At 54.2% G+C, this 8,855-nt stretch carries 8 protein-coding genes and 1 other annotated feature; of the genes, 6 read left to right on the top strand and 2 right to left on the bottom strand.

What is annotated here, in order from left to right; genetic code table 11:
• Nucleotides 1-93: 93 nt before the first annotated feature.
• Nucleotides 94-771: a uracil-DNA glycosylase gene (locus tag DI14_RS11720; protein ID WP_034808759.1), complete on the top strand. Its 678-nt coding sequence runs from the start codon at nucleotides 94-96 to the stop codon at nucleotides 769-771.
• 121 nt (nucleotides 772-892) lie between these two features.
• Nucleotides 893-1,090 (top strand) — a binding site (T-box leader).
• A 53-nt stretch (nucleotides 1,091-1,143) separates the two neighbouring features.
• On the top strand, nucleotides 1,144-2,709 hold the full coding sequence (locus DI14_RS11715; protein ID WP_051622710.1) for an aromatic amino acid hydroxylase: 1,566 nt from the start codon (nucleotides 1,144-1,146) through the stop codon (nucleotides 2,707-2,709).
• Between the two features lie 67 nt (nucleotides 2,710-2,776).
• Here DI14_RS11715 and DI14_RS11710 read toward each other — a convergent pair whose 3' ends face one another.
• A complete protein-coding gene (locus DI14_RS11710; RefSeq protein ID WP_034808756.1) occupies nucleotides 2,777-3,769 on the bottom strand; it encodes an alpha/beta hydrolase in 993 nt (330 codons plus the stop codon).
• A gap of 35 nt (nucleotides 3,770-3,804) precedes the next feature.
• Nucleotides 3,805-4,626: a Cof-type HAD-IIB family hydrolase gene (locus DI14_RS11705; RefSeq protein WP_034808754.1), complete on the bottom strand. Its 822-nt coding sequence runs from the start codon at nucleotides 4,624-4,626 to the stop codon at nucleotides 3,805-3,807.
• Between the two features lie 124 nt (nucleotides 4,627-4,750).
• Between DI14_RS11705 and DI14_RS11700 the strand changes: the two genes are divergently transcribed.
• The 4 genes from DI14_RS11700 to DI14_RS11685 all read left to right on the top strand — a co-directional run bounded on the left by DI14_RS11700 (nucleotide 4,751) and on the right by DI14_RS11685 (nucleotide 8,670).
• On the top strand, nucleotides 4,751-5,443 hold the full coding sequence (locus tag DI14_RS11700; protein WP_034808752.1) for a response regulator transcription factor: 693 nt from the start codon (nucleotides 4,751-4,753) through the stop codon (nucleotides 5,441-5,443).
• A complete protein-coding gene (locus tag DI14_RS11695; protein ID WP_034808751.1) occupies nucleotides 5,440-6,819 on the top strand; it encodes a cell wall metabolism sensor histidine kinase WalK in 1,380 nt (459 codons plus the stop codon). The genes DI14_RS11700 and DI14_RS11695 overlap by 4 nt, the downstream gene beginning before the upstream one ends.
• A gap of 64 nt (nucleotides 6,820-6,883) precedes the next feature.
• Nucleotides 6,884-7,249, top strand: coding sequence for a DUF1499 domain-containing protein (locus DI14_RS11690; RefSeq protein ID WP_034808749.1), 366 nt, complete (start codon nucleotides 6,884-6,886; stop codon nucleotides 7,247-7,249).
• Nucleotides 7,246-8,670 carry an NAD(P)/FAD-dependent oxidoreductase gene (locus DI14_RS11685; RefSeq protein WP_034808746.1) on the top strand — a complete coding sequence of 475 codons (1,425 nt, stop codon included), beginning with the start codon at nucleotides 7,246-7,248 and terminating at the stop codon, nucleotides 8,668-8,670. The genes DI14_RS11690 and DI14_RS11685 overlap by 4 nt, the downstream gene beginning before the upstream one ends.
• Nucleotides 8,671-8,855 lie beyond the last annotated feature (185 nt).

Genomic DNA, 8,855 nt, shown 5'->3' with positions numbered 1-8,855 from the left:
ATCTGTCTACCTATTGGGGAGCATATCAATGCGGGCTCGCCTTTTTGCTTGCGCTACATTTGGGTATGATAGAACGGAAAGGGGAGGACACCTATGGGAGAACAATTATCAGACCGCCTGCTCGGGGACTGGTCACATTTGATTGAATCCGAGATGGAGGAGACATATTTTCAAGGGTTGAAGACGTTCGTCGACGAGGCGTACAACACGACGACGGTCTATCCGGCGCGCCAAGACATTTGGAACGCGTTCGTCTACACGAAGTTCAAGGACGTCAAGTGCGTCATTCTCGGACAAGATCCGTATCATGGCCCGAATCAGGCGCACGGCCTCAGCTTTTCGGTACAGGACGGCGTTCGTTTCCCACCATCGCTTCGAAACATCTTCCAAGAGCTGGCCGATGACATCGGTTGTACACCACCGAAGAGTGGGAACCTTGAGAAGTGGGCGCGCCAGGGCGTATTGCTCCTCAATACGGCGCTCACAGTCGAGGCGGGCAAAGCCGGTTCACACCGGGGTCAAGGATGGGAAACGTTCACCGACATGATCATCCGAGAGCTTGGCAATCGAGAGCAACCAATCGTTTTTATTCTTTGGGGTAACGATGCCAAGAAAAAACAGACGCTCATCGGTGAGCAGCACTTAATTTTGACATCGGTCCATCCGAGCCCGCTCTCGGCCCACCGCGGCTTCTTTGGTTCAAAGCCATTCTCGCAAGTGAATGAGAAGCTCAGTGAATGGGGCGTCGAAGAAATCGATTGGTGTTTATGACAGTTCGCGCATGCGGACTGTTTTTTTGGTTGACGTCAGAAAAAAGGTCTGGTATCGTTACTACCAACAAGATGCTTTAGTGCTTAAAAGCAAATGTGCATAAAAGCATAACTGTATAACAGTAAAAGTGATGACCAAACCGAAGTAGAGACATCTTCCCTGGCTCAGAGAGCGTGTGGTGCTGCGAACACGCCCAAAAGATGAATCGAATTACAGTTTGCGAGCTCTCAACGATTGAGCGGTCCCCCGTTACCGGAATGAAGTGACTAGACGTCTGTCTAGTAATCAGGGTGGTACCGCGGCAACCGTCGTCCCTATCGAGTGATTCGATAGGGACTTTTTGACGTTTCATACACAAAAGGAGGAACCAACATGTTGACACAACTGATCCCACGCCACTTGGCGCCACATATCTCTCCACAATTCTACGATGAGTACACGCCGACCGATCACGCTGTTTGGCGGTTCGTCTTACGGCTCAACTTGCATACGCTCGAAGGGAAAGCCCACCCGTTTTACATCGAGGGATTGAAGAAGACCGGGATGGGGCCGGAACGGTTGCCAAACGTCGAGGCGATGACCGAAGAGATGCGTTCGGCCGGATGGTCGACGGTCGCCGTCGATGGACTCATCCCTGGTGTCGCCTTCTTCGACTTCCAAGGGAACGGGATGCTTCCGGTCGCGACCGATATCCGAAAAGTCGAAAACATCTTATACAGCCCGGCGCCGGACATCATTCATGAAGCGGCTGGCCATGCCCCGATGCTGATGGACCCCGATTTTTCAAATATCGTTAAACGGTTCGGTCAACTTGGTGCCAAGGCGTTCATGAACCGGGAAGAGCATGCCTCGTTCGCGGCTTTGAAACGGTTGACTGTCGTGAAGGAGAACGCCAACTCGACGGATGAAGAGATTGCAGCGGCAGAGGCGGCGGTCCATGCGGCGAAAGCGCAAGTGACCGGATTCTCTGAAGCGCAACAAGTCGCGCGCATCTTTTGGTGGACGGTCGAGTTCGGCTTGATCGGTGACGTTGACAACCCGCTTATCTACGGGGCAGGCCTCTTGTCTTCAGTAGGCGAGAGTCGTCACTGTTTGACAGACGCCGTCACGAAGCATCCGTTCGATCTCGAACACGCCCTCGAGACGAAACAAGACGTGACGAATATGCAACGTGAGCTGTTCGTCATCCGGGACTTTGACGCTTTGACCGATGCGCTTGACGAGCTCGAGCGCCGGATGGCCGTTCATCAGGGCGGCATCGCCTCAATCGAGAAGGCGCTCGCCTCGGGCAGTCAGGCGACCGTCCGCCTCGAAGACGGGACGGACCGAGTTGGCGTGGTCCGCCACATGACGAAGCACGACGGGCACGTCCTCATCCAATGGAACGATTGTGTGAAAGTCGACAACGGACAATTAACGAATCTCGAGAACCACGGTTTGCTCATTCTCGACGGGCCGATTCAAGACGTGTTGGCGACGGCAGCGATTCGACTCGATGGACAGGTCGTCAACGAGACGGCAGACGAGTTGCGTTTAGAAAATGTCGTCATTGAGCTGGAAGGGCGCCGAATCGAACTGGCGACACTTGAAATTCGCCAAGATTCGATTCCGTCGGTCTTTCCGGGGACCGACGTCGAGGAGCTCGTCCTCATCGAAAAACCGGTCATCGTCGAACGAGATGCGCGCGTTTGGACGAACGACGATCCGATGTTCAACCGTGTCCGTAACTTGCGCGAACAAGGAGCATCTATCGATGAGATCGTCCCGACGATCCTCGAAGACCACGCGGACGCCTGGTTGCTTCAAATCGAGTGTCTCGAACTCGTCGAATCCGAGACGCTAAAGCAGGCGCTCATTGAACGGCTCCAACAGTTACGTGCGACATCCGCTTCACGGAACGAACTGATTGGCCGGGCGTTTGATTTGCTACACATTTGAACAAGACGAGAAAAAAATGACCACCCACTCGCAAGAGTAGGCGGTCATTTTTGCGGAACGACGATGGTCACGGATTGACTGACGTTGTCGTCTCGCGCAAGAACGTGATGAGGCGGCGATACGTCGAACTCGCGGCCGGTTTGTCCATCTCGAAGTGATACGCGTGACCAAGTTCCCCTTCGTCATAGAACACGCTCGTCACATCGGTGCGACCAGCGAGGATGGTGGCGAACTCTTTTGCCTGCGCCTCGAACGAGCCCGTGTTGCCGTCCGTGATAAACGTCGGGACGAACGTCGCTGGAATGTTGACGAGCGGGGACGCTTCCGTAACGACGGGGAGGTTCTCCCAGTTATACGTCCCGAAGTACGCCCACCCGATCCGTTTGAAGAGGAAGCGGTTGACCGCTTTTGACGACTCGAGCATGGTCCGCTTCAAGTCGTACGGGCCAGACATCAAAATCGTCCCGAGAATCGATTGTTTCGGTACGACTTGCTTCACTTCGGCTGATGGGGCGTAGCCGTCGTTCAATTGAATACCGACGAACTGAGCGACGAGTTGCGCGCCGTTTGAATCGCCGGCGAAAAAGACGCGGTCGAGGTCGAGCCGGAAGCGGTCGTTGTTCTCGACGATATAGGCGTACGCTTCCTCGATTTGTTGGAGCGGCACGGGATACGTTACGTCCGGCGCGAGCGCATAGTTGATGCTGACGACGTTGTAGCCGTTACTCGCGATGGACGTCGCATATTTGAAGACGTCGGCCTTGTCACCGCCGACGAACGAACCGCCGTGCACCCAAAAGATGGTCGGGACTTGCTTGTCGCCTTCATAACGAATCAAATCAAACGTCCCGTTCTCGTAAGACGAATGATAGTCGATATCTTTTCGGACCGACGTCTTTTGAACGACTTCGTCAAATCCTTTCATTGCGACTTCGTTGCCACCGGAAAATGAGGTTTTGACGAGGCGGGACGTCGGTTTCGGGGACAAGAATACGTACGCGGCTCCGGCGACGGCCGTCCCGACTAGTCCGAGTCCTGCTCGTTTCAATCCTTTATTCATCATACTTCCTCCTTTATGAAGCGTTGCTTCACGATTTACTGGTCGACGAGTACATCGCTCATGAACGTCTCGATGACGTGAGCGATGCCATCCTCGTTGTTTGATTTCGTAATGAAATCGGCTTTTCCTTTGACTGTCGTATTGGCATTGCCCATGGCAACACCGAGACCGGCCCACTCAATCATCGTCAAGTCGTTGTTCCCGTCTCCACAAGCAATCACTTGTGCTTGGTCGATTCCGACGTGCTTCGCTAGAAACGCAAGACTCGTCCCTTTCGTCACGCCAGCCTCTGTGAACTCGAGGAAGAACGGCTTCGAGCGAGCGACGGCGAGCTTGCCTTCGAGTTCGACTTGGAGTTTCGTCTCGATTGGTGCGAGGGTGTCCCCGTCACCGAGCATGAGACATTTGACGACCGGTGTCGTCACCGCCGTCTTGAAGTCGTCGACGTGGATGACGGGCATCCCCGTCAATTCTCCTTCGATATCGGTGTATGGGTTCGGTTGATCGGTTACGATTTCGTTACCGATGTACGTATGAATCGCGATTTCCTCACGTACACTGATATCATGGAGGTATGCGACCGTTTCAGGTGTGAGCGTGCTCGAGAAGATTTCTTCGTTCGTCGCACAATCAATAATCGACGCACCGTTAAACGACAAGATGAAACTACCGTATTTCGCAAGCTCGAGCTCACGGGCCGCGTCCCACATCGCATATGTCGGACGGCCGCTCGCGAGGACGACTTTATGTCCACGCTCTTGGGCGTCGAGGAGCGCGGCTTTCGTTTTCGGGGAAATCGTATGGTCACTCGTGAGCAACGTATCGTCCATATCTAACACAATCATTTTATAACTCATATCGGGATGAGTCCTCCTTCGGAATCTAATGACTCCATCCTAATACGATTTGAGGTCAATTGACAACCTTGTCGCAAAAACGTAACTATAATGTAGAGAAGTGAACTTCAGAAGAGGTGGATATATGAATCGGATATTAGTAGCCGAGGATGAGCATGCGATTCGCAGCTTCATCATCGTAAATTTAAAGCGAGCCGGGTTTGATGTGTTTGAGGCGACGAACGGACGTGAGGCGGTAACGGCGTTTGACCGCCAGCCGTTCGATATCGTCTTGCTCGATGTCATGATGCCAGAAATGGACGGATTCGAAGCATGCGCGGCGATTCGCGACTTAGACGAGAACGTCGGGATCATCATGTTGACGGCACGGACGCTTGAAGAGGATAAGATTGAAGGGCTCGGGAAAGGTGCGGACGACTACATCGCCAAACCGTTCAGTCCAGGCGAACTCGTCGCCCGGATTCAGGCGCTCCTTCGCCGGGTCGAGAAAGTGAAGCGTAAAGAGAAGAAACGGTTGAAGTCGGGACCGTTCGCCATCGACCTTGCAGCCAAGCAAGTGACGAAGTACGGGCAACCGATTGACTTGACACCGACCGAATACGACTTGATTTGCCATCTCGTCCAAAACGAGGAAGTCGTCTTGTCGCGCGACGCCTTGCTCGACGCGGTTTGGGGCATCAATTACTTCGGGGACCGGAAGACCGTAGACGTGAACATTCGGCGACTGCGGCAAAAGATTGAAGATGATCCGAGCCATCCGGCGTTCATTGAGACGCTGTGGGGGCATGGGTACAAGTGGCGGAGACATGACGGATGAAGCAACAGCTTGTCCTTCGCATTATGATTGTCGTCACACTCGTCCTCGTCCTGCTCGTGAGCGTCCTCTCTTACGGTACGTATCGCTATTACTATGAGTATGAGTCCGAGGCGCTCCTCAGTCACGCCACGACGAGTGCCTATCTGTATCCGCAAGCGCAAGTCGGCTTCGAGACGCCGAGTGCCTTCTCGGTGCTCGTACGGACGTTCGGTTACCCGGGAACGGATTTGACGATTGTCGACCGAAGCGGCGACATCATCAAGACGACCGGACAACGAGATCAACAGGCGCTGTTCACCGAGTCGCAACTCGACCGCTTGACCCGAGGGGAATCGGTCGTTCAAGATTACGATGTCGGGGACGAACACTTCTTATCGGTAACGAGCCCGATTATGACCGGGGAAACGAGCGAACTCGCCATCAGCTTCACCCGCCCGCTCGAAGACCTCGACACGCTCATCCGAGAGATTTGGATGGCGGTCGTCATGATTGGCGTCCTCATCTGGCTCATCGCCCTCTACGCGGTCATTCGCATCGCGGACCGGTTCGTCCGTCCGATTCGAGAAATCATCGAGACGGCCGATGAGATGGCACAAGGAGATTTCGATCTCGAAGTCTACTCGAATGAGAAACATGAGCTTGGGGCGCTCGCGCGGACGTTGACGTACTTAGGGGCGAAAGTGCAACAGCATCAGTCGACACGGAACGAATTTTTATCGAACGTGTCCCATGAACTGCGGACACCGCTCACGTCAATCAAAGGATGGACCGAGACGATTCGCGGCGGGAACGAGAAGTTGTCTGAAGAGACCGAGCTCGGCCTTAGCATCATCCATTCGGAGACCGAGCGGATGATTGGTCTCGTCGAACAGCTCCTCGATTACACGAAGATCGAAGAGAGCCGCCTCGTCTTGTATCGCCAAGAACTCGACCTCGTCACGTTGTTGCGTAAAGTCTCCGTGCAACTGAAGCAGTCGCTTGAAGATAAGCAGATTACGTTGATTGAGCGGTATCCACAAAAGTCGATTGGTCTATTCGATGAGAATCGATTGAAACAAGTGTTCTTAAACCTGCTCGACAACGCGATTCGATTCTCCCCGGAAGGTGGGACGTTGACGGTTCGGTTCGTTCAGTCGGAACGCGTCGCTTTCATCTCCATCATGGATGAAGGACCGGGTATCTCAAGGGAACACTTGCAGCGGATCACCGAGATGTTCTATCAGGCGCAAGTGACCGAAGGGAGTAGTGGTCTTGGTCTTGCCATTGCCAAAGAGTTGATTGAGGCGCATGAAGGAAAACTCGTCATTGAGAGCGAGGTCGGACACGGTACGACCGTGACCGTCTTGTTACCGCTTGATCCGAGCGAATTACATTAAAAGGGTTAAACCTCCCCGATTCAGGATACATGTAATTGTATGTAGAATAAGGGAGGTTTTTCGTGTGGCCACGAAATCATTGAAACCAATTAAAGGGACACCGAACGCCGTATCGACACAGACGTCGAACGAGGCGCTCAAGATGAATCCGCTACCGTACGGGCGCGACCGGGCCGAGACAATCGGAGCAATCAAGATGGTCATGGGGCAATTGCCGCGGACCGAACTCATCGATGAGACGGAGGAGTCACTCCATTATGTCGTGTCATCGAAAGTGATGCGATTTAAAGATGACGTCGAATTTATATTCGATGATGAGACACGACAAATTGAATTTCGTTCGGCTGCACGGGTCGGTCAATACGACTTTGGGGTCAACCGGAGACGGATGGAAGACGTGAGTGAACGATATCGGAGGTTAATCAAATGAAGGATTACCAGTTGATTGTAATCGGGGGCGGCGCCGCCGGGATGACGGTCGCCGCAGGTGCGGCCAACCTAGGCGCGAAAGTCGCGCTCGTCGAGAAGAAGAAGCACCTCGGGGGCGACTGTCTCCACGTCGGATGTATCCCGTCAAAGGCGCTCATCGCCGCCTCGAAAGAAGCGAGTTCGATGATGCAAGCAGCCCGCGTGCTCGGCACCGAGTTCGATGGACGAGACCATTACCAGTCAACGAAAGCCCGTGTCGATCGTGCCCGCGAAATCATTCAAGAGCATGACGGGACGGAACGTTTTACGAAGTTAGGCGTTGACGTTTATATCGGCGAAGCGTCGTTCCAAAGCCCGTACGAGTTAAAAGTCGGGGACGATCTTTTGATTGGGAAGAAATTCGTCATCGCAACCGGATCGCAACCGACCGTCCCACCGATTGACGGACTTGATACGGTACCGTACTTAACGAACGAAGACGTCTTCCACGAGGAGACGCTACCAGAGAGCATCATCGTCATCGGAGCCGGCACGATTGGGCTCGAGCTCGCTCAGTCATTCGCTCGGCTCGGGAGTCAAGTGACGGTGCTCGAGGCGCTCGATACGTTTTTGCCGAAAGAAGATGAGTCGGTGCGGACGCTACTTAAATCTCAACTTGAGATGGCGATGCGTTTGAAGATTGGCGTGGACGTCAAACACATCTCAGAAGTGGACGGCAAGATTTATGTCGAAGCGGAAATCGACGGGGAGACCGTGCATTACGAAGCGGACAAGCTGCTCATGGCGACGGGACGAAAGCCACGGCTCGAGGCGCTTCGCCTCGACCGGGCCCACGTCCACGTCAAAGACGGATACGTTGACGTCTCATCGACGTATCGGACGTCACAACCGCACATCTTTGCAATCGGCGACACGATCAATACGCTCCCGTTCACGCACGCTGCGGGCGAAGAAGGGAAAGCCGTCGTCGCGAACGCCTTGTTCGGTCTATGGAACAAAGTCGATTATAAGAAGATGCCGTGGATCACGTTCACGGACCCGGAAGTGTTCCACGTCGGTTTGACCGAGGCCGAGGCACGAGAACAGTACGGGGAAGACGTCGACATCTTTGAAGCGAAGCTGTTCGAGGTCGACCGTTTCGTCGCCGACCGTCAAGAGACCGGTTTCGTCAAAATCATCACGCGGAAGAACGGTAAAATCATTGGCGGTCACGCGGTCGGAATGACGGCCGGCGATTGGATGCAAATCGTCGTCTACGCGATGCAGCGCGGGGATAAGATTGGAAAGCTGTCCCGTATGATTTATCCGTATCCATCACGGAGCGAGGCCGTGAAGAAGGCGGCCGACCTCTACTGGCGCAAACGTCTCTTCAATAGCCCGCTCACTGACCTCGCTCGTAAATATTTTGAATGGACAAGATGACAAAAAGCCCACGCGAGTGGGCTCAGCTTGTTGACTAACCTCAATCGAATCGCTCGTCCTTTCGGCGCCCACGCTTTCCGCAGGCAATCCCGGAGCCGCATCGCGACTAGCGTCGCTGCTGGGTCTCCGTCGGATTGCTCTCCTGCAGGAGCCGGGGCGCCGTCGGACGAGCAACGCAAACGGCC

This window comes from Exiguobacterium sp. AB2 (genome assembly GCF_000696055.1).
In the GTDB taxonomy this organism is placed as follows: domain Bacteria; phylum Bacillota; class Bacilli; order Exiguobacteriales; family Exiguobacteriaceae; genus Exiguobacterium; species Exiguobacterium alkaliphilum.
The sequence above is the reverse complement of the archived record's forward strand: the minus strand, read 5'-3'. Positions and strand labels throughout refer to the sequence as shown.